This window comes from Rhodocista pekingensis, assembly GCF_042665545.1.
Lineage (GTDB): Bacteria > Pseudomonadota > Alphaproteobacteria > Azospirillales > Azospirillaceae > Rhodocista > Rhodocista pekingensis.
In genome coordinates, this window is sequence record NZ_JBHTCM010000028.1 from 47676 (window position 1) to 67590 (window position 19915).

At 70.9% G+C, this 19915-nt stretch carries 22 protein-coding genes; 8 read left to right on the plus strand and 14 right to left on the minus strand.

Features of this window, described 5'->3' with window-relative positions; all coding sequences use genetic code 11:
* The first annotated feature begins 11 nt into the window (after positions 1 to 11).
* A complete protein-coding gene (locus tag ACFQPS_RS18755) occupies positions 12 to 560 on the plus strand; it encodes a Csu type fimbrial protein (RefSeq protein WP_377360749.1) in 549 nt (182 codons plus the stop codon).
* A 292-nt stretch (positions 561 to 852) separates the two neighbouring features.
* On the opposite strand, the gene ACFQPS_RS18760 is transcribed toward ACFQPS_RS18755, so the two are convergent.
* On the minus strand, positions 853 to 1320 hold the full coding sequence (locus tag ACFQPS_RS18760) for a hypothetical protein (RefSeq protein ID WP_377360750.1): 468 nt from the start codon (positions 1318 to 1320) through the stop codon (positions 853 to 855).
* Between the two features lie 255 nt (positions 1321 to 1575).
* Here ACFQPS_RS18760 and ACFQPS_RS18765 point away from each other — a divergent pair, with 255 nt between their 5' ends.
* Both ACFQPS_RS18765 and ACFQPS_RS18770 read left to right on the plus strand, forming a co-directional pair.
* Positions 1576 to 3228 carry a sigma 54-interacting transcriptional regulator gene (locus ACFQPS_RS18765; protein WP_377360751.1) on the plus strand — a complete coding sequence of 551 codons (1653 nt, stop codon included), beginning with the start codon at positions 1576 to 1578 and terminating at the stop codon, positions 3226 to 3228.
* Positions 3229 to 3248: 20 nt separating this feature from the next.
* Positions 3249 to 3569, plus strand: a complete 321-nt coding sequence (locus ACFQPS_RS18770) for a hypothetical protein (protein ID WP_377360752.1) — start codon at positions 3249 to 3251, stop codon at positions 3567 to 3569.
* 2 nt (positions 3570 to 3571) lie between these two features.
* Here ACFQPS_RS18770 and ACFQPS_RS18775 read toward each other — a convergent pair whose 3' ends face one another.
* Entirely contained in the window at positions 3572 to 3886 is a 315-nt protein-coding gene (locus ACFQPS_RS18775) for a ribbon-helix-helix domain-containing protein (RefSeq protein WP_377360753.1), read from the minus strand.
* 130 nt (positions 3887 to 4016) lie between these two features.
* Entirely contained in the window at positions 4017 to 4658 is a 642-nt protein-coding gene (locus ACFQPS_RS18780) for an AAA family ATPase (protein ID WP_377360754.1), read from the minus strand.
* A gap of 249 nt (positions 4659 to 4907) precedes the next feature.
* Between ACFQPS_RS18780 and ACFQPS_RS18785 the strand changes: the two genes are divergently transcribed.
* Complete coding sequence (locus ACFQPS_RS18785; protein ID WP_377360755.1) at positions 4908 to 5975, plus strand: glycosyltransferase; 1068 nt, start codon at positions 4908 to 4910, stop codon at positions 5973 to 5975.
* A 3-nt stretch (positions 5976 to 5978) separates the two neighbouring features.
* Here the strand turns inward: ACFQPS_RS18785 and ACFQPS_RS18790 are convergent, their stop codons facing one another.
* From ACFQPS_RS18790 to ACFQPS_RS18800, 3 genes are all read right to left on the minus strand, one after another.
* Entirely contained in the window at positions 5979 to 6395 is a 417-nt protein-coding gene (locus tag ACFQPS_RS18790; protein ID WP_377360756.1) for a hypothetical protein, read from the minus strand.
* Between the two features lie 89 nt (positions 6396 to 6484).
* Positions 6485 to 7729, minus strand: a complete 1245-nt coding sequence (locus tag ACFQPS_RS18795; protein ID WP_377360757.1) for a glycosyltransferase family 4 protein — start codon at positions 7727 to 7729, stop codon at positions 6485 to 6487.
* Positions 7730 to 7792: 63 nt separating this feature from the next.
* The gene (locus tag ACFQPS_RS18800) at positions 7793 to 9274 is read right to left on the minus strand and encodes a mannose-1-phosphate guanylyltransferase/mannose-6-phosphate isomerase (RefSeq protein WP_377360758.1); all 1482 of its coding nucleotides are present in this window, start codon (positions 9272 to 9274) and stop codon (positions 7793 to 7795) included.
* A 693-nt stretch (positions 9275 to 9967) separates the two neighbouring features.
* Here ACFQPS_RS18800 and ACFQPS_RS18805 point away from each other — a divergent pair.
* The 4 genes from ACFQPS_RS18805 to ACFQPS_RS18820 all read left to right on the plus strand — a co-directional run bounded on the left by ACFQPS_RS18805 (position 9968) and on the right by ACFQPS_RS18820 (position 12936).
* Positions 9968 to 10492, plus strand: a complete 525-nt coding sequence (locus ACFQPS_RS18805) for a MarR family transcriptional regulator (RefSeq protein ID WP_377360759.1) — start codon at positions 9968 to 9970, stop codon at positions 10490 to 10492.
* Positions 10493 to 10526: 34 nt separating this feature from the next.
* On the plus strand, positions 10527 to 11678 hold the full coding sequence (locus ACFQPS_RS18810; protein ID WP_377360760.1) for a DUF2336 domain-containing protein: 1152 nt from the start codon (positions 10527 to 10529) through the stop codon (positions 11676 to 11678).
* Positions 11679 to 11787: 109 nt separating this feature from the next.
* Positions 11788 to 12222: a hypothetical protein gene (locus ACFQPS_RS18815; protein ID WP_377360761.1), complete on the plus strand. Its 435-nt coding sequence runs from the start codon at positions 11788 to 11790 to the stop codon at positions 12220 to 12222.
* Positions 12223 to 12330: 108 nt separating this feature from the next.
* A complete protein-coding gene (locus ACFQPS_RS18820; protein WP_377360762.1) occupies positions 12331 to 12936 on the plus strand; it encodes a J domain-containing protein in 606 nt (201 codons plus the stop codon).
* Between the two features lie 40 nt (positions 12937 to 12976).
* On the opposite strand, the gene ACFQPS_RS18825 is transcribed toward ACFQPS_RS18820, so the two are convergent.
* The 8 genes from ACFQPS_RS18825 to fliF form a co-directional block, all read right to left on the minus strand.
* Positions 12977 to 13219, minus strand: a complete 243-nt coding sequence (locus tag ACFQPS_RS18825; RefSeq protein ID WP_377360763.1) for a hypothetical protein — start codon at positions 13217 to 13219, stop codon at positions 12977 to 12979.
* A gap of 130 nt (positions 13220 to 13349) precedes the next feature.
* Positions 13350 to 14870 (minus strand): hypothetical protein, encoded by a 1521-nt coding sequence (locus ACFQPS_RS18830; RefSeq protein ID WP_377360764.1) that lies wholly within the window; start codon positions 14868 to 14870, stop codon positions 13350 to 13352.
* 19 nt (positions 14871 to 14889) lie between these two features.
* Positions 14890 to 15915, minus strand: a complete 1026-nt coding sequence (gene fliG / locus ACFQPS_RS18835; protein ID WP_012565419.1) for a flagellar motor switch protein FliG — start codon at positions 15913 to 15915, stop codon at positions 14890 to 14892.
* A gap of 16 nt (positions 15916 to 15931) precedes the next feature.
* Positions 15932 to 16261, minus strand: coding sequence for an EscU/YscU/HrcU family type III secretion system export apparatus switch protein (locus ACFQPS_RS18840; protein WP_377360765.1), 330 nt, complete (start codon positions 16259 to 16261; stop codon positions 15932 to 15934).
* On the minus strand, positions 16258 to 17061 hold the full coding sequence (fliP, locus tag ACFQPS_RS18845; protein WP_377360766.1) for a flagellar type III secretion system pore protein FliP: 804 nt from the start codon (positions 17059 to 17061) through the stop codon (positions 16258 to 16260). The genes ACFQPS_RS18840 and fliP overlap by 4 nt, the downstream gene beginning before the upstream one ends.
* Positions 17058 to 17417, minus strand: coding sequence for a flagellar motor switch protein FliN (gene fliN, locus ACFQPS_RS18850; RefSeq protein ID WP_377360767.1), 360 nt, complete (start codon positions 17415 to 17417; stop codon positions 17058 to 17060). The genes fliP and fliN overlap by 4 nt, the downstream gene beginning before the upstream one ends.
* A 49-nt stretch (positions 17418 to 17466) precedes the next feature.
* Positions 17467 to 18150 (minus strand): FliH/SctL family protein, encoded by a 684-nt coding sequence (locus tag ACFQPS_RS18855; RefSeq protein WP_377360768.1) that lies wholly within the window; start codon positions 18148 to 18150, stop codon positions 17467 to 17469.
* Positions 18150 to 19802 (minus strand): flagellar basal-body MS-ring/collar protein FliF, encoded by a 1653-nt coding sequence (gene fliF, locus ACFQPS_RS18860; protein ID WP_377360769.1) that lies wholly within the window; start codon positions 19800 to 19802, stop codon positions 18150 to 18152. Before fliF ends, ACFQPS_RS18855 begins: the two co-directional genes overlap by 1 nt.
* Positions 19803 to 19915 lie beyond the last annotated feature (113 nt).

Sequence of the window (19915 nt, forward strand, 5' to 3'; positions counted from 1 at the left end):
GGAGGGTTATGATGCGGGGGCGATTCGCAAAGCGCATCGGACCGGCGCCGGAAGCGGCCTGGGCCGTTTCCAGGGCTCCGTCCGGATCGGGCGCAACCATCCTTCCGGGTCCGGGCCTGATCGCGGCGGGGATCGTCGCTTCAACCCTCCTGACGACGGCGGCCGGGGCCGCGGAACGCGGGCAGATCACCCTGCGCGGCACGGTGCCCGCCGTCTGCACGGTCGCGCTGAGCGCCTCCAGCGCTACGCTGGAGGTGGTGCGCGGCCAGTCGGCGACACCCGTCGCCACGGTGGAGGAGCGCTGCAACGCCGCCGCCGGCTACACGGTCAGCGTCACCTCGCGCAATGGCGGCCAGCTCCGGCAGGAGGGGGCGGCGTCCGGCGTCAGTTACGCCGTGTCCTACGATCAGGTGAGCAGCAACAGCGGCGCCCTCGTTGCCGTGCGCGCCCCGACGGGGTCGGCACGGGTCGGCACGCTGGCGGTGGAGGTTCCGGCCAGTCCGGAAGCCCCGGCCGGTGACTATGTGGACGTCCTGACCGTCAGCATTTCTGCCAAGTAGGACGCCCGCGCGCCCAGGTGCGGCACAGGGAACAACGGCCTCTGCCGGACCGGACCGCCGCCTGACCTCGACATCCGTCATCCGGGCGGGCGGTCTTTGATCGCGCGCCGGCGAACGAAAAACGGCGCGGGGGAGGGTGGTCCCCCGCGCCGATCGAGTTGGCGCGTTTGCCCCGAACCGATGAAAGGGCCCGGCCGCGCTGGGCCGGCAGTCCTGGCGGGTTCGCTCCGGATGAGCCCCGCCTGGAGCCCTGCGCCTCCGGGCTTTTCCCGGAGGCCGAACCGTGCGCCCGTCAGCGGGCGGCGATGGTGATGGTCAGCGTGTCGGCGTAGTCGCCGGCGATGTACTGGGCCGAGGCCGGGATCGTCACGTTGACCGACGAGACCTTGTTGAACTGCGCCTGGCTGCGCAGGACCTCCAGCGAGCCGGCATTGCCGGACTGACCGTCATAGATCGTCGTGTACATGATGGGGCTGGTGCCCGCGGCGCCGGAGACCAGCTTGCCGGCGTTGGCAGAGCCCACGGTGATCTTGTAGCCGTTGCCGCGGTTGCAGTTCTCGGTGACGGTGCCGACCTGCTTGTTCGTCTCACCCCCGCTGATGTTCAGCGTCTGGTTCAGGTCCGTGACGGCGACCGAGCAGTTCACGGCGACGGTGCCGCGGAGCTGGATCGTGCTGCCGGACTGGGCGGCCGCGGCGGCCGACGCGGTGACGGCGGTGGCGACCATGGCGGCGAAGGCAACGCGGGTGAGGGTCTGCATGATCATCTCCATCGGTTCTGGGCCGTTCGGCCCTCGTTTGCTTGCTGGATACTTTGCAAACCAGGGGCCAGCCGCGCGTTGCCGTGCCGATATCAAATAAGTCATTGTTTTTAAATAAGACCCGGAAACCTCCTGGAATGCTGCCGTTGCAGAACGCCATGATCGCACGGCATGCCGTCTTGTTTTATGCGTTGCTTTATGCGCGAAGTTGAAGGGCTATTGCACTCCGCAATGCCCTCGGCCATACTCCTTTCGATGGCACGAGAACCCTATCGCATCCTGATCGTCGAACCGTCCGCGACGCTGGCCCAGGCCTTCGTCACGGCGCTGCGCCGCGACGGACATGCGCTCGATCAGGCCGACAGCATCGCCGCCGCCCTTGACCGGCTGGCGGCGGCGCCGGCCGATCTGGTGCTGCTGAACCTTCAGGTGACCGACCGGCCCGGCCTGGACGGGCTGAAGGCCCTGTGCGACCGGGCGGCGCGCATCATCGCGCTGACGGCGCAGGGCTCCGTCCAGGCGGCGGTGGAGATCATGCGCGCCGGGGCGGTGGACGTGCTGCTGCTGCCGGTGGGGACGGAGAAGCTGCGTGGCGCCGTCACGGCCGCGCTGGAAGCCGGGCCGCCGCGCATCCAGGGTGCGGCCGGGACCGTCCAGCCCGCCCCCCCTCCCCCACCGCCCGGCGCGGCAACGCCGACCGCGGTGCCGGCGGGGGAACCGCTCGGCTATCTCGGCTTCATCGGCCTGTCGCCGCAGATGCAGGCCGTCTACCGCATGATCGACGCCGCGGCGCCCAGCAAGGCGACCGTCTTCATCACCGGGGAAAGCGGCACCGGCAAGGAGGTCTGCGCCGAATCCATCCACCGCCGGAGCCCCCGCACCGGCGGTCCCTTCGTGGCCATCAACTGCGCGGCCATTCCGAAGGACCTGATGGAGAGCGAGATATTCGGCCATGTGAAGGGGGCCTTCACCGGGGCGACGACCGACCATGCCGGCGCCGCGCTTCAGGCCAACGGCGGCACCCTGTTCCTGGACGAGATCTGCGAGATGGATCTGGCGTTGCAGGCGAAGCTGCTGCGCTTTCTCCAGACGGGCATGGTCAAGAAGGTGGGCAGCGAGAAGCTGGAGCCGGTCGATGTCCGCATCGTCTGCGCCACCAACCGCGACCCCTATGCCGAGGTGCAGGCCGGTCGCTTCCGCGAGGACCTGTTCTACCGTCTCCAGGTCATCTCCATCGAGCTGCCGCCGTTGCGCGACCGCGGCGACGACGTGCTGCTGATCGCCCGCCAGTTCCTGATCCGCTTCAACCAGGAGGAGCGCAAGCGCTTCCGCGGTTTCAGCCTGGAGGCCGAACGCATCCTGCGCGACTATGCCTGGCCGGGGAATGTGCGCCAGCTCCACAACGTGGTGCGCAATGTCGTGGTGCTGAACGAGGGGGAGGAGATCCAGCCCTTCATGCTGCCCCCGCCCTTGAACAAGCCGACCATGATCGTGCCGCCCATGCTGTCGGACCCGCGCTGGGCGGCGGTGGCCGGTCCGCTGGCCTTCCAGTTCGGCGGTGGACCGAAGCCGGCAGGGCTGCCGACCATGCCGGGCCTGCCCGGCTTCCCGCCCGCTCCGGTCCCCCCCTCACCGGCGCCAGAGGCCGGCCGGCCGGCCGTGGCGCCGGTGGCGCCCCTCCCGTCGCAACCTGCGCCGGTTCCGGCTCCCGCGCCGCAGTCGCTGGGGGCGAGCTTCCCGCCGGACGCGCCGGAGCGGCGCATCCGGCCCCTCTGGCAGGTGGAACAGGACGCCATCGACGAGGCGATCCGCCTGTGCGGCGGCAACATCACCCGCGCCGCCGCCCTGCTGGAGATCAACCCCTGCACCATCTACCGGCGCCGGCAGCGCAAACGGGCCGCCCTCTAGGCCAGGACGAAGGATTGGCGATGATCACCGAGATCCGGCACATCATCTTCTCCAACGACGAGCTGAAGCTCGTCTTTCAGACGGTGCCGCTCGATGGCTTCGACCCGGCCCGCAGGATCACCCGGATCGAGGTGATGGAAGGCCCGCCGCCATCGGTCCGGATCCGCAGCGAGGCGCCGGGCAGCCCCCCGTCCGAACTGGACGTGGAGGCCTACCAGCTTGCCCGGCTGATCGTCAGCTACTGCCGCGACAAACGCATCCCGCTGCCCAGGGACGCGCTGAAGACCCTGCACGCCCAGGGCGAGCAGCTCTGCTTCAGCATCATGAGCACGCTGGGCTGAGATCAGGGAGCGGCGATTTCCGGCTTGCCGCGCTGCGCCAGCAGCATGTTCACCGCCTCCACCATCAGCGCCTGGACGGAGGTGTCCTCGTCCAGCGCCAGCTGGCGCAGCAGCTTGCGTCCCTCCGGCGAGAGATGGACCGTGACCGGGGCGGTGCCGTTGCGGCTGGGTGGGGGCACATACCGCCGCTCCTCCGGCGGATTGGCGGCGGTTGCCAGGGCGGCCGGGTCGGGCCGTTTCGCTTCCACGGCCTTGGTCGCCGCCTTGGACCCCGCCGCCGCCTTCAGGGCTGCCCCGAGTGCTGGACGCTTCGCCATCCTGTCCGTCTCCCTCCTGATTTCATCCGGACGATCCTAGCAGCCCGCATGGCGGCGTGCCAGCATGGCAGCCTGCCATCGGGCGATCCCGCCGACCGGACCCGCCCCGCCGGTTCCTGACAGGCCGGCGTCAGACGGCCCCGCCCGGACCGCCCAGCCGCTTCGCCACCCATTTACGCAGGGCCTTCACCTCGGTCGCGGCCGTGCCCTCCGGCTCGAACTCCGTGACGCCCTGGCTGGCGATGGCGGCATAGCCGAAGGCGGCGCGGTTGCCGATGGTGACCGGCGCCGTCTCCAGCCCCAGTTCCTCCAGGGCGGAGCGGGCCTCCTGCACTTTGGGGCCGCGCACGGGTACGGCGTTCAGCACGGCGATCGGCTGCTTCTTCGCGACGCCGATCATCTCCACCGTGTTCGCCATGGCGCGCAGGTCGAAGATCTCCGGCCGCAGCGGCATCAGGATGAGGTCCGCCGCCTTGGCCGCGGCCAGAGCCGCCGCCTCGGAATGCGGGGCCGTGTCGATGATGACGATGTCGGCCCGGTTGTCGCGCGCCGCCTGCAACACCGCCTGCAACCTGCCATGCTGGCAGGACAGCACGGACAGCTCGTCCTCGTCCTCGCGCTGGTCGCTCCAGGCGGTGGCAGTCGCCTGCGGATCAAGGTCGAGGACGACCACGGCCTTGCGCGCCGCCCGGAAGGCCACCGCCAGATTGAGGGCGATCGTCGTCTTGCCCGTGCCGCCCTTGGTGCTGATGAGCGAAAGCACCTTCGTCATGGTTCCCCTCCGGCCGTCGCGGCAGCGTCGCGGCATGGCGCCGGGTGCCCCGGAAGGCCACCATGCCAGCATGGCTTCATGCCACCCTGCCGCCAGTCCTGCATCAGATGTACGGCCTGCCGCCGGTGGCCGCAAGCCTGAAAGCCTGACCTATCCAGGGGCCGCCGGCCGGCCTATGCTCCCTCCGCCCGCCGGGATGGTCCCGGCCGGCCAGCCGATCCCGTCCCGCAACGCCGGCCGCTCCCGCCGATGCGCATCCTCGCCCTTCCCCGCTACGACCGGCTCGGCGCCAGCAGCCGCCTGCGCTTCTTCGACTTCCTGCCCGGTCTGGCCGCGGCGGGGATCGCGGTCCGGGTCGCCCCCTTCTTCGACGACGCCTATCTCCAGCGCCAGTATGCCGGTCTGGGTCCGGACCGGCGGGCGGTGGCGGGCCGGTACGCCCGACGCCTTGCGGTGCTGGCGGGACGGCGCCGGCACGACCTGCTGTGGATCGAGAAGGAGGCGCTGCCCTTCCTGCCGCTGGCCGTGGAGCGCGCGGCCCTGTCCGGTGTGCCCTATGTGCTGGACTTCGACGATGCCTGGCACGAACGCTACGAGGCCCACCCGAACCCGGCCGTGCGCCGCCTGCTGGCCGACAAGCTGGCGCGGTTGGCCGGGGCGGCGGCGGCCGTGCTGGTGGGCAACGGAAACCTGGAGGACTGGGCCCGGCGCGCCGGTGCCCGGCGTGTCGTCAGGCTGCCGACGCCGGTCGATCTCGCGCGCTATCCCGACCGTCCGCCGCCGGCGGACGGGTTCCGCCTGGGCTGGATCGGCACCCCCTCCTCCGCCGCCCATCTGGCCCTGCTGGCGGAGCCGCTGCGCCGGCTGGCGGCGGAAGGGCCACTGACCCTGGTCACCATCGGGGCGGCCCCGGTCGCGCTGCCCGGCGTGCCGGAGGAGTTCCATCCCTGGAGCAGCGAGGCCGAGGGGGCGTTGCTGGCCACGCTCCATGCCGGCATCATGCCGCTGGCGGACACCCCCTTCACCCGCGGCAAGTCCGGCTACAAGCTGATCCAGTACATGGCCGCCGGCCGCGCCGCCATCGGCTCCCCCGTGGGGGAGAACGCGCTGATCGTCCGCCCGGAGGAAACCGGGCTGCTGCCGGGAACGGAGACGGAATGGCTGGAGGCGCTGCGCCGGCTGCGGAAGGATCCGGCCCAGTGCCTGCGCCTGGGCCGGGCCGGCCGGGCGGAGGCGGCGGCCCGGTTCGATCTCGCCGTGCTCGCCCCCCGGCTCGCGGAAACCCTGCGGGCGGCCGCGGACGCACCGCCCGGCTGAAGGTCAGGGCGCGGGCGCTGCGGCCGCGCGCTCCCAGGTCTCCACCGCCGTGCTGGTGCCCCCCAGGACCGTGTAGACGCCGATGACGCGGCCGTCCGGGGTCTGCCGGTAGACCGCCACCCCCGGCGGCGCGTGCGGTCCGGAGGCGAAGACGGCGCTGAGCTGACCGCCGCTGACGATGCCGGTGCCGAAGTGCTGCTCCGCCCCGATGCGCCAGGCGATGGTGTAGGTGGCGCCGGTGCGGACGACCTTGACCTCGCCGCGGTAGTCGCGGCCGTTCCCGGTGCCGCCGCTGATCCGGTAGGTGCCTTCGAACCCGGTGGCCTTCTCCTTCTCCGTCTGCGCCAGGGCGGGCACCGTGGTCAGGACGGAGCCGGCGAGCAGGGCAACGGCCAGGGCGGCGGCAAGGCGGTGCATCATCGGTCCGGTTCCGTCAGCAATGGCTCCCGCATCCCCAACACGGCACGGAGCGATTCCGTGCCCGCCACCGTCGTGTCGGGGGCCGCCCCTCACCCCGCCCAGATCGGCAGGGGCTGGCCCGATCCCAGCGCCTCGACCAGCGCGATGTGGCGGGGCAGGCAGACGCGGTTCAGATCGAAGCGGCGGACCACCGTGTCACGCGCCGCGGCCCGCAGGGGCCGCAGCTCCTCCCGACGGTCGAGCGCCTCGGCCACGGTGGCGGCGATCGCCTCGGGATCGAAGAAGTCCACCAGCAGGCCGTTACGGCCGTGTTCCACCACCTCCTGCACCGGCGGCGTGGCGGACCCCACGACCAGCGCCCCCGCCGCCATGGATTCCAGCAGCGACCAGGACAGCACGAAGGGGTAGGTCAGATAGACATGCGCCGAGGAAAGCTGGAGCAGGCCGATGAACTGGCCGTAGGGCACCCGGCCCAGGAAGTGGATGCGGGACGGATCGATCCGCCCCTCCACCTCGCGCATGAAGCGCTCCTTGTAGGAGACGCCATCCTGGGGCTTCGCGCCGTAGCTGACCTCGTCGCCGCCGATCACCAGAATCTGCGCGTCCGGCCGCGCCTTCTGCAAGGCCGGCAGGCAGCGGGCGAAGCTGTGGAAGCCGCGCATCGGCTCCAGATTGCGGGCGACGAAGGTCACCACCGGGTCGGCCGTCGTCAGCACCGTCCCGTCCGACAGCCGGACGCTCACGCCGGGGTCCGGCCGGATGGTGTCCGTGTTCACGCCGTCATGGACGACGCGCAGCTTCGGTCGGAACTCCGCCGGCAGGGTGCTGCCCTGCCACTCCGTCGGGGTCAGGATCGCGTCGGCAAGGTGCAGCGACAGCAGCAGGTGAGTGTTCTTCAGGTGCAGGCGTGCCAGCGCGTCCCCCCCCACCATCGGGAATTCCGGGTCGAAGCCGACGTCCTGGCCCTCCGCCGCGTAATAGAACTCGTGATAGGCCAGGATCCGCGCCGTGGGGAACACCTCGCGCAGGAACAGCGCCTCGCCCCATCCCGGATGGACGCAGATCACATCCGGCACGAAGCCGTTCTTCTTCAGCGCCTCGCAGGCCCGCAGCACCCCCTCGCCACGGATCACCTTGGTCTCGAACTCGGAGACCCAGGGATGGATGGCGGTGCTGGAGCCGCGCCCGACCGCGTACCTGAAGGCCTGCACCCCCGGCAGCTTCACCGGATCGCGCATCCCGAGCGCGACGCACTGGTGCCCGCGCGCGGCCAGCGCCGGGGCAAGGTGCAGATACTGGGCGGGGAAGTTCTGATGGACGAAGAGAATGCGCATGCCGCCCCGTCTGCCATGATCGGCCCGGCCCGGCAAGCGCCTCCCGTCGCCGCCGCCGGGCGGTCACACCCGCCCGTAGGTATCCTCGAAACGCACGATGTCGTCCTCGCCCAGATAGGCGCCCGACTGCACCTCGATCAGGTTGAGCGGCACCTTGCCGGGGTTCTCCAGCCGGTGGACGCAGCCCAGCGGCAGGTAGACGGACTCGTTCTCGCGCACCAGCATCTCCTCGCCGTCACGGGTGACCAGCGCCGTGCCGTTGACGACGACCCAATGCTCTGCCCGGTGGAAGTGCTTCTGCAAGGACAGCTTGCGACCCGGCTTGACGGTCAGGCACTTGACCTGGAACCGCTCGCCGGAGGTGATGCTCTCGTAGGACCCCCAGGGCCGGTGGACCTTGCGGTGCTCCAGGGGCTCCGTCCGGCCGGACTGTTTCAGCCGCTCGACGATGCCCTTGACGTCCTGCACGCGGTCGCGTCGCGCCAGCAGGATGGCATCCCCGGTCACCACCAGCACGGCATCGTCGATGCCCAGGACGGCCGTCAGCATGCCGTCGCTGCGGATGTAGTTGTCGTGGGCGTCCACCAGCATGACGTCGCCCTGGACGACATTGCCGTCGGCGTCCTTCTCCCCGATCTCCCACAGGGCCGACCAGGAACCGACATCCGTCCAGCCGAGATCGGCGGGGACGACGGCGGCACGGTCGGTCTTCTCCATCACGGCATAGTCGATGGAGAGGTTCGGAGAGCGGCCGAACGCCTCGGGGTCGAGGCGCAGGAAGTCCAGGTCCCGCGTGGCCGCCGCTAGCGCCGCGTCGGTCGCGGCCAGCACCGCCGGAGCGTGGCGTTCCAGCTCCTCCAGGAAGGTCCCGGCGCGGAACAGGAACATGCCGCTGTTCCAGAGATGCTCCCCGCCGGCGACGAAGGCTTCGGCCACCGCCAGCGACGGCTTTTCCGTGAAGCGGGCGACGCGCTGCACGCCAGCGATCCCGTCCAGGGCGGCACCTGCCTTGATGTAGCCGTAGCCCGTCTCCGGGCTGGTCGGGCGGACGCCGAAGGTCACCAGGAAACCGGCCGCGGCCGCGCGGGCAGCCTGCTCCACCGCCCTGCCGAAGGCGGCACGGTCCTGCACCACATGGTCGGCCGGCAGCAGCAGCAGCAGCGCGTCCGGGTCGTCGTGGGCCGCCAGCCGGGCGGCGATGGCCGCAGCCGCGGCCGTGTTGCGCCCCACCGGTTCCAGCACGATGGCCGCGGGCTCGATACCCACGGCCTGCAACTGCTCGCCGACGGAGAAGCGGTGCTCCTGGTTGCAGACGACGATGGGGCTGCGGAAGCCGCGGGCGTCGCCGACGCGCAGCGCCGTCTCCTGGATCATCGTCCGCTTTCCCGACAGGGCCAGGAGCTGCTTGGGGAACCGCTCCCGCGACATGGGCCACAGGCGCGACCCGGTTCCTCCCGAAAGCAGCACGGGCTGGATCTGTTTCCGGCCGACATTGCTCATGCCATCCATGACTTCGGCGACGGCTGAATCGATCGAATTGGGCATTGCCGCTGTTCCACTCCGCCATCCGCAGGGAAATTCGGGACCTCTGCGTTCCGGGGTCCCGGGTAACATGCTCCGATATGCGAGGACAAACGCATCCTGGCATGACCGGACTCCTCGGCACTCTATTCGCGGCACTGTCGCAGGGTAAAGCCGCTCACTGGCCGGGGCTGCTACCCTTTCGACATTCCCTCCTCTGCGTGCGGCCTGTCCCGACAGGCGAGGCGGCGGGTTTCGGGGCACCCCCGATTCCTGACCGTACTTCAGTGCAGAAACGCGCTGGCCTGGGCGGTCACCGCAGATCCCGGGCGGCATGGCCGCCACGACCTCCGCGCGAGCAGGATGGCCGGATGTTCCGAAGACATCGCCACCGCAACGCGAGAGAGCGTATGCCCGAATACGATCATCCCCCTGCTGTGGGGGAAGATTGTGACAATAAGGGCTAATCCAGTTTAATCCTTGACACACTTCATGACCCCGGTGCCCGCTATAATTCGGGTTATGAATGCGGTTATGCTTTCCCAGGTGACTGTCGCGGCTGGACGATCCTCCGGTCCCGGTCGAGGCGGGTGAATCCCGACGGATACCGCGGGGGCAGGAACAAGGGACTGGCGGCGGAATGATGAGGAGTGTGGTGATGCGGGAAACCGGCAGGCGGACGCCCCGGCGGGACGGGCTGAACGGGGGGCAGCGGTCATGATGACGAAACCGAACCGCCCGGTCGCGGCGATGGCGGAGCGCCAGGACCCGGTGACCAGCATTTCGGTCTATACCGACATCGCCCGTGTCGTGGAGCGCATGCAGCGCCGTTTCCATGACGTGGTGCGGGTGGAACTGGGGCGTATCGGTGTCGATGACATCAGCCCGATGCAGGTCGTCATGCTGATGAACATCGGCAACGACGAGCTGTCGGTGCGCGACCTGATGGAGCGGGGCTACTATCTCGGCTCGAACGCCTCCTACAATCTCAAGCATCTGGTCGAGCAGGGCTATGTCGACCGCGGCGCCTCCCAGCGCGACCGCCGGGCGGCGCGGCTGCGCCTGTCGGAGAAGGGCCAGTGGCTCTGCAACGAGCTGCGCCGGCTGGAAGGTCATCAGGCCGGGGTGCTGATCCGCGAACCGCGCGACGCCGAGGACCTGGAGACGACCTACCGCACGCTGCGACGGCTGGAGCGGCTGTGGGGCGACATCATCCGGTACGACGCGCGGAATCTGGACTGAGCGCTTTCCAGGGCGGGCGCCCCGGGGGACGGCGATGGCACGGCAGCGGACGCGGCTGACACGTTCGGATGTGGACCGGCTGCTGCGCGAGCCCGGGCCGCACAGCCGCATCGAGACCATGGCGAAGCTGGTCGCGGACCTGGAGGCCGGGCTGCTGACCCAGGCCGAGCACAGGCTCGCGCTTGAGGTGCTCGGCGCCTTCGCCACCGATGCCGAGGCAGAGGTGCGCAGCGCCGTCGCCTGGCAGATCCACAACAGCCCGGTGCTCACCACCGATCTGGCGGAGCGTCTGGCGCGCGACGTCGCCCGGGTAGCCTTCCCCATCCTGCGCCATGTGGACAGGCTGACGGACGAGCTGCTGCTGGAGATCGTCGCCGAGCATGATCCGCACAAGCAGCTTGCCATCGCCGGTCGCCGCCGGGTCTCTGCCGAGGTGGCGACAGCGCTGGTGGAGACGGGCAACCTGGTCACCGTCGTGCATCTGCTGCGCAACCGCGGTGCCCATGTCGCGGCGGCGACTCTGGAGCGCGCGGTGGAACGCTTCGGTCAGATCCGCACCGTGGCCGACGCCGTGGCTGCCCGGCCGGAGCTGCCGTTGGCGCTGGTGGAACGCCTTATCGCCTTCGTCTCCGAGGATATCCGCCGCCGGCTGGTGGAGGATCACGGGCTGGAGCCACAGCTCGCCGCCCGCCTCTCCCAGCGCGGCCGTGAGGCGGCGACCCTGCGCCTGCTGAAGCCGCTGCTGCTGCGCGCCGGCGATGCGGAGCTGATGGCCCGGCACCTGCACTGGCAGGGCCGGCTGACGCCGCATTTCCTGTTCCGCGCCCTGTGCGGCGGCGATCTGCCCCTGTTCGTCGCCGGCATGGCCGAGCGCGGCGGCATCGCCGTCGGCAGCGCCGAGATGCTTGTCTGGGACGATGGGGCCCTGGGGCTGCGCACCCTGTTCGATGCGGCGCGGATTCCCGCCCCGCTGCACGCCCCCTTCCGCACGGCCATCCGCACCGCCAAGGACAGCGGCTTCGTCGGCGGGCTGTGCGGACGGGAGGCGTTCCAGGTCGAGGTGCTGGCCCGGCTGTTCGAGGAATGCGGCGACATCGAGGAGCGTGAGGTGGACGAGCTGCTGTTGCAGGTCTGCGACCAGCCCGGTGCCTCTCCGGCCGACATGCTGCTGCCCCTGCGGGCCTGAAGCGGGTCGGCAGGCCGGGGCCATTGACCGCACCCCCTTTGTTACGGATGGCTTGCGCCGGCTGGCGGGCTGCGCAAGCATGGGGTGCGGCGCAGCCCCCAGCGGACCCATGAACCACCGTTCGATTCTCGATCCGGCCCTGCGCGACCTGCCGATCCGGCAAGCCGCCTACATCGCCAAACTGGCCGACCAGCTGGACATCCGGGACGACCTGGAGGAGCGGCGGCACCTGCTCTATCCCGTCCTTGCCGCCGCGGCCAAGGATATCGAGCCGGTGCTGGAACCGGCGGAGTGCGCGGCTCTCGCCGTCGCCTTCCTGGACGCCCACGCGGAGGGCGTGGCCCGCACCCTCTATTCCCCGGCCTTCCTGACGGAAGGGACGGCGGCCATGAAGCCCTGGGCCGACCGGCTTCTCGCCGCGATCGCGGGGGCCATCCTGGACCGGCTGAAACAGGGGGACATGAGCATCGCGCCGCGGAAGGTCTGGCGCTTCCGGGCGGACGGGACCGATCCCGATTTCCCTTACCGCGATGACGGCGACTGACCCCTGGTCCCCAGGCCGTGGCGGCCGGTCCTGGCCGGCTTTAAGCGCCACTTAAGCCCTCTCTGCGATCCTGACAGCCCCGTCCCGTCCCCCTGAGCCCCGCGCGCCGTGAGCAGGACCTCCTTTTTCGAGAAGCGCCGGCAGATCCGCGAGCCGGTCCAGGCCGGTGGCGCCCTGGTGGACGGAGTCCCCTGCCGGGTCTTGAACTGGAGCCTCAACGGCCTGCTGCTGGACGGGCTCGACCGGCCGATGCAGCCGGGTCGGCGTTTCTCGGCGGACCTGGACTTCATCGCCCGCAGCGGGGAGCGGTTCAGCTTTCCGATCGAGGCCCGTGTCGTGCGCTGGCAGACCGAAGGCCGGGTCGCGGCGACCTATGTCTGCCTTGATGCCCAGGTGGCACGGCGCATCCTGACGCATTTCCAGCCGGTCCCGGGTCCGCGTCTGAACGGCATGGAGGCGGAATGGCGCCGCGAGGCCCCCCGCCCTCCGCCCGCCGACGAACCGGCTCCGGCAACCACGGCCATGGACGACAGCGTGCGCCTTGCCGACACGGTGCTGGCGCTGAAGGAGATCACGGGGATCAAGTCGGCGTTCGCGCGGCGGTTCCACCCCGATACCGCGCCGCGCGACGCGAGCTACGAGCTGCGCGTGCAGCTCTTCAAGGAATTCTGGGAAGTCCTGGACGCAGCGGAGAAGCGTCTCAAGGGACGCTGACACGTCCGCCCGTTTCCCGGTCCGTCCCGGTCAGCCGCGCTCAGCAGCGGCCGGCGGCTGCGGTCGTCAGCAGGTGCTGCAACATGAGCTGCCGCTGGAACAGGGGGTTGTGGTCGAGGCCCTGGGGCACTTCGACCGAGTAGTCCTTGATCTCGGCGCCTTCGCTCAGATAGAGCAGGATTTCGCGCAGACGGGCCAGTCCGGTCTCGTCCGCCAGTTCGGCGGCCTGGTCAAGCAGCAGATGAAGTTCGGTCGTCAGCGATATCGGCGCGGTGTGCGGCATGACGGGTCCTGTTCGGTTCGTGCCCGTTCGGGCTTGCTGCAAAACTCGATAAAATTGTGCCGGCGCCGGTTTAAAGCCGGGTTAAAAGATCGATAGAATTAAGGAATATTCAATTCCTCGGGTATTCTGGTCATAACCGGGCATCCAGGCGCGGCAGCATGCCGCCGGGCATCAGTTCCGGCTTCGCGGGCTGGGTTCCCCAGGCGACCCGGAGGCGGCTGACGGCCGGCAGCGCCTGGGCCAGCGCCACCTCGAAATCCTGCCTCAGGCCGGGTTCGGGCAGGCCGCCGACGCTGATCTCCAGCCGCAGGTCCAGCCCCCCGGCACGGCCCAGAATCTGGACCGGGCCCAGCTCGCTCAGCTCAGCCCCGACCGCGAAATCGACGGGCCGTCCGACGCGCGGACGCGGCGTCGCCGTCTCGTCTTCCTCCCCGTCCAGGGGCTCCGCCGGGCCCTGCCGACTGGCGAGGAGGAGGATGGAGAGCCCGTCGCCGTCGGGGTCCAGCAGCGGGGCGAGCAGGGCCGACCAGACGCTGCCGTCGGCGGTCGGCCGCGGCGTCGGAGTCATCGCTTCCTCGATCCGCTTCAGGCTGGCCCCCACCTTCCCCGCCCGCTCCAGCCCCTCCAGACCGGTCCAGGCGCGCAGGCCGCCGCCGCGGGCACCGAACAGGTAGAGCAGCAGCGCCAGCCCGCCCAGACGGTCGGGCCGTGGCAGCAGCGGGTTCAGGCGGGCCGCGACGGCGGGATTCGCAAGCGCGGCGGCGAGCAGCAGGTCCGGCCGCGGTGCCGCCTCCGGTTCCGCGCCGCCGGCCAGATCGGCCAGCAGTTCGCGCCCTTCCGGCGTCAGTCCCGTTCCCAGGGCGGCGGCCTGTCCCGTCGCCGGTCCCCGGGCCGCCACCGCGGCTCCCTGCCGCAGCAGGTCGTCGGTTCCGCCGCCCAGCGACCGGCCCAGCGCCGGGATCGAGACGGGGGAGGCCGGCGCCGTCACGCCGCGCGGGAGCGACGGCAGCGCGGCCACTGGCGTCGGGGCGACGGTGGGGCCGCGGATGCTGCCGGCGACGGAGAGCAGCGCCGGTGTCGCCGCCGGGGCGTGCGGGCTGCCCGGCGCGGCATTGGGAACCGCCCCCGGCAGTGCCGCCGGGGGGACTGCGGGCGTGGAGGCCGGCTGTGTCGCCGCCGGCGTGGCGGACAGGGCCAGCAGGCCGCGCAGCGCCGCTTCCGACGCGCCCACGGCCCGGCTGGCAAGGCTCCCTTCGATGCCCGCGGCCCGTATGGGCAGCGTGGCGGCCCGGTCCGCCTGGACCGCAGCCGGGGCGGTCGTCGGCGTGGAGGAGGTGATCACCACGCTGCCGCGGCTGCCCAGGTTGACCGTCAGGTTGCTGCCTGCCGGCAGTTCCGGCGGCCAGGCACCGGGCACGGGGCGCAGCAGCAGCGTGCCGAAGCTGGTGGTCAGCGGCAGCAGACCGTCGCTCCCGGCCGCGCCCAGGACCCCGGTGACCGTCACCGTGCCGGCCGGCAGCTCCGGCGGGCGTGCCGCGACCAGGGCATGCGGCGCCTGCACGGCCGGGTGGGCCTGGACCGGCCGCTGCACCGGACCTACGCCGCCGACCGGGGCGACGCCGCCCGGTCCGTATCCGCCCTGCTCCGCCATGCGACGGGTCCGTCTCCGCCTAGTAGACGAGGTAGGCAGCGGAATCGCTGCCGCGGTTGATGACGATCTGGCCTTCTTCCGCCAGCAGCTTGGTGGTGCGCAGGATGGCGTCGCGCGCCTCCTCCACGTCGCGGGCGCGGACGGCGCCCAGCAGGTCCATCTCTTCCCGCAGCAAGGCCGCGGCGCGTTCGGACATGTTCTCCAGGAAGACCTGCTGGATCGGGTCGTCCAGCCCCTTGAGCGCGTAGGCGAGGCGTTCGCTGTCGGTGTTGCGGATCACCGTCTGGATCGCCTGCGGGTCCAGCCGCGCCAGATCCTCGAAGGTGAACATGAGCTGCTTGATCCGCGTGGCGCTCTCCGGCATCCGCTTCTCCAGCGGGTCCATGATCTGCTCGAACAGCTCCTTGTCCGTGCGGTTGAGGATTTCCGCCATGATGGCGTGGCTGTCGTGGCCGTGGGCGCGGACGTAGTTCGCCATGAACTCGCTGCGCAGGGTCTTCTCCACATCCTCCAGCACGTCGCGCGGCACCGCCTCCATCTTGATGATGCGGCTGACGATCATCTGCACAAGGTTGCCCGGCAGCAGGCCCAGCACCTTGGCCGCATGCTCCGGCCGGATACGGGTCAGCACGACGGCGATGGTCTGCGGGTGCTCGTTGCGCAGATAGTTGGCCAGCACCTGCTCGTTCACGTTGGAGAGCTTCTCCCACATGGTCCGGCCGGCGGGGCCGCGCAGTTCGGACAGGATCTCCTGCACCCGGTCGCTGGGCAGGAACCGGGCGAGGAAACGCTCGGTGCTGTCGAAACCGCCGAGGATCTCGCCGGTGCCGGCGAAGCGCTCGCTGAAGTCGCGGATCAGCCGCTCGACCACCTTGCCCGACACGGTGCCCAGGCCCGCCATGGCATAGCTGACGTCGCGGATCTCGTCGTCCTCCAGCCGCTCCATCAGCCGCGCCCCGCGCTCCTCGCCGAGCGCGAGCAGGATCACGGCCGTCTTCTCCAGACCGGTCAGGCTTTTGTAGTCGCTACGGATCTTCGGCAGCATCGCGTCCTCTTGGGCGTCAGGCGGGATCGGTCTTGGGTTCGGTCAGGGCGGGACCGGATCGGTCCGACGCCAGCGAGCGGTTCAGGCGGTAGAGGTGCGACAGCACCTCGGCCACGGCCATGATGGCGTCGGGCGGGATCTCCGTGCCCGGGTCGATGGCGGCCAGCACGCGGGCCAGATCGGCGTCTTCGCGCACCGGGACGCCGTGGAGGAAGGCCAGATCGACGATGCGCTCGGCCACGGCCCCGCGACCGCTCGCCACCACCCGCGGCAGGGCGTCGGAGCCCTGTTCGTAGGTGAGCGCGGCGGCGCGGACCTCCTGGCGCGGTGGCCGGGGGTGCGTCATCCGACGCCCCCGTAGCTCCGCACCAGGGCACCGGCCACCAGCAGCCAGCCATCCACCATCACGAAGAAGATGATCTTGAACGGCAGCGAGATGATGACCGGCGGCAGCATCATCATGCCCATGGCCATCAGCACCGCCGCGATGATCATGTCGATCACCAGGAACGGCAGGAACAGCAGGAAGCCGATCTCGAAGGCGCGGCGCAGCTCGGAGATGACGAAGGCGGCGATCAGGGTACGCAGACCGGGCGCGGTGGCGGACTCTTCCGCGGCCGGCGCCGGGGTTCCGGCCCCGGCGGCAGGGGCCGTCCCGGCCTTCGTTCCCGCCTCGAAGCTGCGGAACAGCTCCAGATCCTTCGGCCGGACATGGGCCTGCATGAAGTCCCGGAACGGCTCGACGATGCGCTCGAACGCCTGTTCCTCGGTGATCTGGCCGTCCACCATGGGCTGCACGCCCTCGCGCCAGCTCCGGTCCAGGGTAGGCCCCATGACATAGGCGGTCAGCAGAAGCGCCAGCCCCAGCAGCACCATGTTCGGCGGGGTCTGTTGCAGCCCGAGGGCGGAGCGCAGCAGCGACAGCACGACGACGATGCGGGTGAAGCTCGTCACCATGACCAGCAGGCCCGGCGCCACGGACAGGACGGTGACCAGGGCCACCACCTGCACCATGCGCCCGGCGAACGAGGCGTCGCCGGTGCCGCCCATGTCCATGCTGAAGCTCTGCGCCAGCGCCGGGACGGCGGCGAGCAGCGTCGTCAGCAGGGCGGCGCCGGCCGCCAGCAGCGTCGTGCGTGCTTTCACAGCAGGCTCAGCTCGGCCTTGACGATCTCGGTCATGGTGACGCCCAGGCGGCCGTCGTCCACGATCACCACCTCGCCGCGGGCGATCAGGCGGTCGTTGACGAAGACGTCCACCGCCTCCCCCACCTTGCGGTTCAGCTCCACCACGGCGCCGCGGCCCAGCTTCAGGAGCTGGCTGACCGGCATGGTGGTGCGGCCGAGAACGACCTGGACATTGACCGGCACGTTGAAGATGGCGCGCAGCTCGTCCCGGTCCTGGCCGGGTTCCTCCGGACCGGCCGGGCGGGCGGCGGCGGCCGTATCCGCCCCGGCGGGCTTGGCGATGGTGTCGGTATAGCTGGCGGGCTGCGTCGTCATGATCGAAGTCTCCTGTCCTGGCGGAAGGCGTGAGGGGCGATGGGGGCGGTCAGGCGCGCGGGCCGCCGCGCAGGGTCAGCCGGCTGATGGCGATGGCGACGGCGTCCGACAGGCGGCGTTCCACCACCTTGGGATCGCGCACGGCGCCGCCGGTGCCCCAGTCAGCGGTGGCCGCCCCGGCCGGCAGCGACGGATCGGGGATCAGGGCCACGGTGCCGCGGAAGCCGGCGGCGGCCTGCATCTTCTCGATCTGTTCGCGCATCCGCTCCACGCTGCCGGGGGGCAGCCGCAGCTCCAGCCGCGGCGTGCCGACGGCGGCGTGCAGGCAGTCCAGCACCAGCGTGTCCAGCTCGGCCTCGGCCACGGTGTCGAGCAACGGCGGGGCGAGCCGCGTCACCAGCGAGGAGACGACGCGGACGGCGTCGCGCTCGATCTGCTCCCGGAAGGGGCCGACCGTCTCGTCGGCCCGCCGCAGGGCGGCTTCTATACCGGCCAGCGCTTCGGCCATCTGCGCCTCGGCAGCCTGTCGGGCGGTCTGCTGTCCGCGCTCGAAGCCGTTGCGCTCGCCGACCTCCAGGCCCTGGCGGAAGGCGCGGTCGCGCACCGATTCCAGGTCCTCCTCGGTGAAGCCGCCGACCGTCGTCGTGCTGCGCAACGGCTCGGGCGGGACATCGGCGCTGCCGGGCGGCAGGTCGGGCGGGAATTCGTTTCCGAACCGGAAGGGGCGGGGCATCAGGAGGCTCCCTCATAGATCCAGGTGCGCAGGACGGTGATGCTCTCCTCGGGATGCTCGTCCACGATGCCGGCCAGCCGGCGCAGGGCGGCGGCACTGACGCCACCCTCGACGCTGCGGAGATCGACGATGTCGTCCACCTCCTGCGAGCCGTCTTCCCCGGCCGGAACCAGGTCGCTGCCCTCATGGGTGAGCTGGCCCGCCACCGGCGTGGTGGCGTCGGCAAGCTGTGGCGGTGCCGCGGCCTGCGCTGCGGCCGGGGCCGGCGCGTCCTTGGCACGCATCACCAGGGGGCGGAGCACCAGAAGGATCACCAGCACCGCGACGACGCCCAGCACCAGCCATTGCAGCAGGCGCACCATGTCGTTCCCCACGAGGCCCGGCTCGGTTGCGGGCGCGGCTGCCGGCTCCTCGGGCTCGGCGAGGAACTGAAGGTTCTCCACCGCCACCATGTCGCCGCGCCGGTCGTCGAAACCGATGGCGGTACGGACCAGATGCTCGATGCGCGCCAGCTCCTCGGCGCTGCGGGGCTGGTACACGCCCTTGCCGTCGGCGCCGGGGACGTAGCTCCCGTTGACCACCACGGCGACGGCCAGACGCCTGATCTCGCCGGCGTCCTGGGCGCGTTCGCGCAGGATGGAGCTGATCTCGTAGTTCGCCGTCTCCTCCTCCCGCGCGCTCTCGCTGCGTGAGCCCTGGGGAGCCTGGGCGTCGGCCGCCTCCAGCGGCAGGTTCTGTTCCACCGTCGTCGGCTGGTCGGTATCGCGGTCGGTGGAGCTTTCCCGCTCCTCCACCGTCTGGGTGGAGCGCAGCACGCGGCTGTTCGGATCGAAGGTCTGCTCGCGCAGGGTCTCGCGGCCCAGGTCGATCTCGGCGGCCACGCGCACCCGGATGTTGCCCGGCCCGAACCGGGGCACCAGCATCTCCTCGATCGCGCGGGCAAGCCGCGTCTCGGTGGCGGAGCGCAGCTCCTCCGCGTGCAGCAGGGCCAGCCCGTCGGTCGCGCCCCCGTCGGCCGCCAGGACGACGCCGGAGGCGTCCATCACCGTGACCGCGCCGGGCTGCAACCGCGGCACGGCCGCCGCGACGAGATGCCGGATGGCCAGCGCCTGGGAGCGGTCCAGCCCGCCGGCGACGGTCCGGACGACGACGGAGGCGCCGGCCGGGGCCGCACCGGGGGCGAAGGCTTCGCCGTCCGGCATGGACAGGTGGACCCGCGCCGACTTCACCCCGTTCAGGGTCTGGATCGTGCGCGCCAGTTCACCCTCCAGGGCGCGCGCCTTGTTCAGGCGCTGCATGAAGGAGGTGAGGCCGAGCGCCCCCTGTTCGTCGAACAGTTCGTAGCCGGCCCCCCCGGCCGAGGGCAGGCCCTGCTGCGCCAGCAGCATCCGCGTCCGGGCGATCTGGTCCTGCGGCAGCAGGATCGCACCGCCCGTCCCGGATACCTGGTACGGCACCTTCATGCTCTGAAGCTGGGTCAGGATGCGGCCGGCCTCGGCATCGTCCAGACCGGCATAGAGCACGCCCATGGGCGCACGGGAGAGGCCGAACGCCACCAGGGCGACGGCCAGCAGGACGCCGGCTCCAGCTGCCGCGAGAAGCATCAGACGGCGCTGGCCCAGGGCCCGCAGGTTCTGAAGGAGGTTCGCCACCACGGCTCCGAATCTTTTACGTTTCTGAAGACCGGTCGCGCTTATCGTCCGACCGCAACCGAACGGCACCGTACAGGCCCTGATTTTAGCGGCGGTAAAAAACGGCCGGGGTG

Bases quoted from the DNA above. Each gene is read 5' to 3' on its own strand.
- ACFQPS_RS18830 (WP_377360764.1), bottom strand. From the start codon at position 14,870: ATGGCGGAGCAGGGCGGATACGGACCGGGCGGCGTCGCCCCGGTCGGC.
- fliG (WP_012565419.1), bottom strand. From the start codon at position 15,915: ATGCTGCCGAAGATCCGTAGCGACTACAAAAGCCTGACCGGTCTGGAG.
- ACFQPS_RS18775 (WP_377360753.1), bottom strand. From the start codon at position 3,886: ATGGCGAAGCGTCCAGCACTCGGGGCAGCCCTGAAGGCGGCGGCGGGG.
- ACFQPS_RS18795 (WP_377360757.1), bottom strand. From the start codon at position 7,729: ATGCGCATTCTCTTCGTCCATCAGAACTTCCCCGCCCAGTATCTGCAC.
- ACFQPS_RS18800 (WP_377360758.1), bottom strand. From the start codon at position 9,274: ATGCCCAATTCGATCGATTCAGCCGTCGCCGAAGTCATGGATGGCATG.
- fliN (WP_377360767.1), bottom strand. From the start codon at position 17,417: ATGACGACGCAGCCCGCCAGCTATACCGACACCATCGCCAAGCCCGCC.
- ACFQPS_RS18840 (WP_377360765.1), bottom strand. From the start codon at position 16,261: ATGACGCACCCCCGGCCACCGCGCCAGGAGGTCCGCGCCGCCGCGCTC.
- ACFQPS_RS18760 (WP_377360750.1), bottom strand. From the start codon at position 1,320: ATGCAGACCCTCACCCGCGTTGCCTTCGCCGCCATGGTCGCCACCGCC.
- ACFQPS_RS18770 (WP_377360752.1), top strand. From the start codon at position 3,249: ATGATCACCGAGATCCGGCACATCATCTTCTCCAACGACGAGCTGAAG.
- ACFQPS_RS18765 (WP_377360751.1), top strand. From the start codon at position 1,576: ATGGCACGAGAACCCTATCGCATCCTGATCGTCGAACCGTCCGCGACG.
- ACFQPS_RS18855 (WP_377360768.1), bottom strand. From the start codon at position 18,150: ATGCCCCGCCCCTTCCGGTTCGGAAACGAATTCCCGCCCGACCTGCCG.
- ACFQPS_RS18785 (WP_377360755.1), top strand. From the start codon at position 4,908: ATGCGCATCCTCGCCCTTCCCCGCTACGACCGGCTCGGCGCCAGCAGC.
- ACFQPS_RS18810 (WP_377360760.1), top strand. From the start codon at position 10,527: ATGGCACGGCAGCGGACGCGGCTGACACGTTCGGATGTGGACCGGCTG.
- ACFQPS_RS18805 (WP_377360759.1), top strand. From the start codon at position 9,968: ATGATGACGAAACCGAACCGCCCGGTCGCGGCGATGGCGGAGCGCCAG.
- ACFQPS_RS18815 (WP_377360761.1), top strand. From the start codon at position 11,788: ATGAACCACCGTTCGATTCTCGATCCGGCCCTGCGCGACCTGCCGATC.
- ACFQPS_RS18755 (WP_377360749.1), top strand. From the start codon at position 12: ATGCGGGGGCGATTCGCAAAGCGCATCGGACCGGCGCCGGAAGCGGCC.
- ACFQPS_RS18780 (WP_377360754.1), bottom strand. From the start codon at position 4,658: ATGACGAAGGTGCTTTCGCTCATCAGCACCAAGGGCGGCACGGGCAAG.
- ACFQPS_RS18825 (WP_377360763.1), bottom strand. From the start codon at position 13,219: ATGCCGCACACCGCGCCGATATCGCTGACGACCGAACTTCATCTGCTG.
- ACFQPS_RS18790 (WP_377360756.1), bottom strand. From the start codon at position 6,395: ATGATGCACCGCCTTGCCGCCGCCCTGGCCGTTGCCCTGCTCGCCGGC.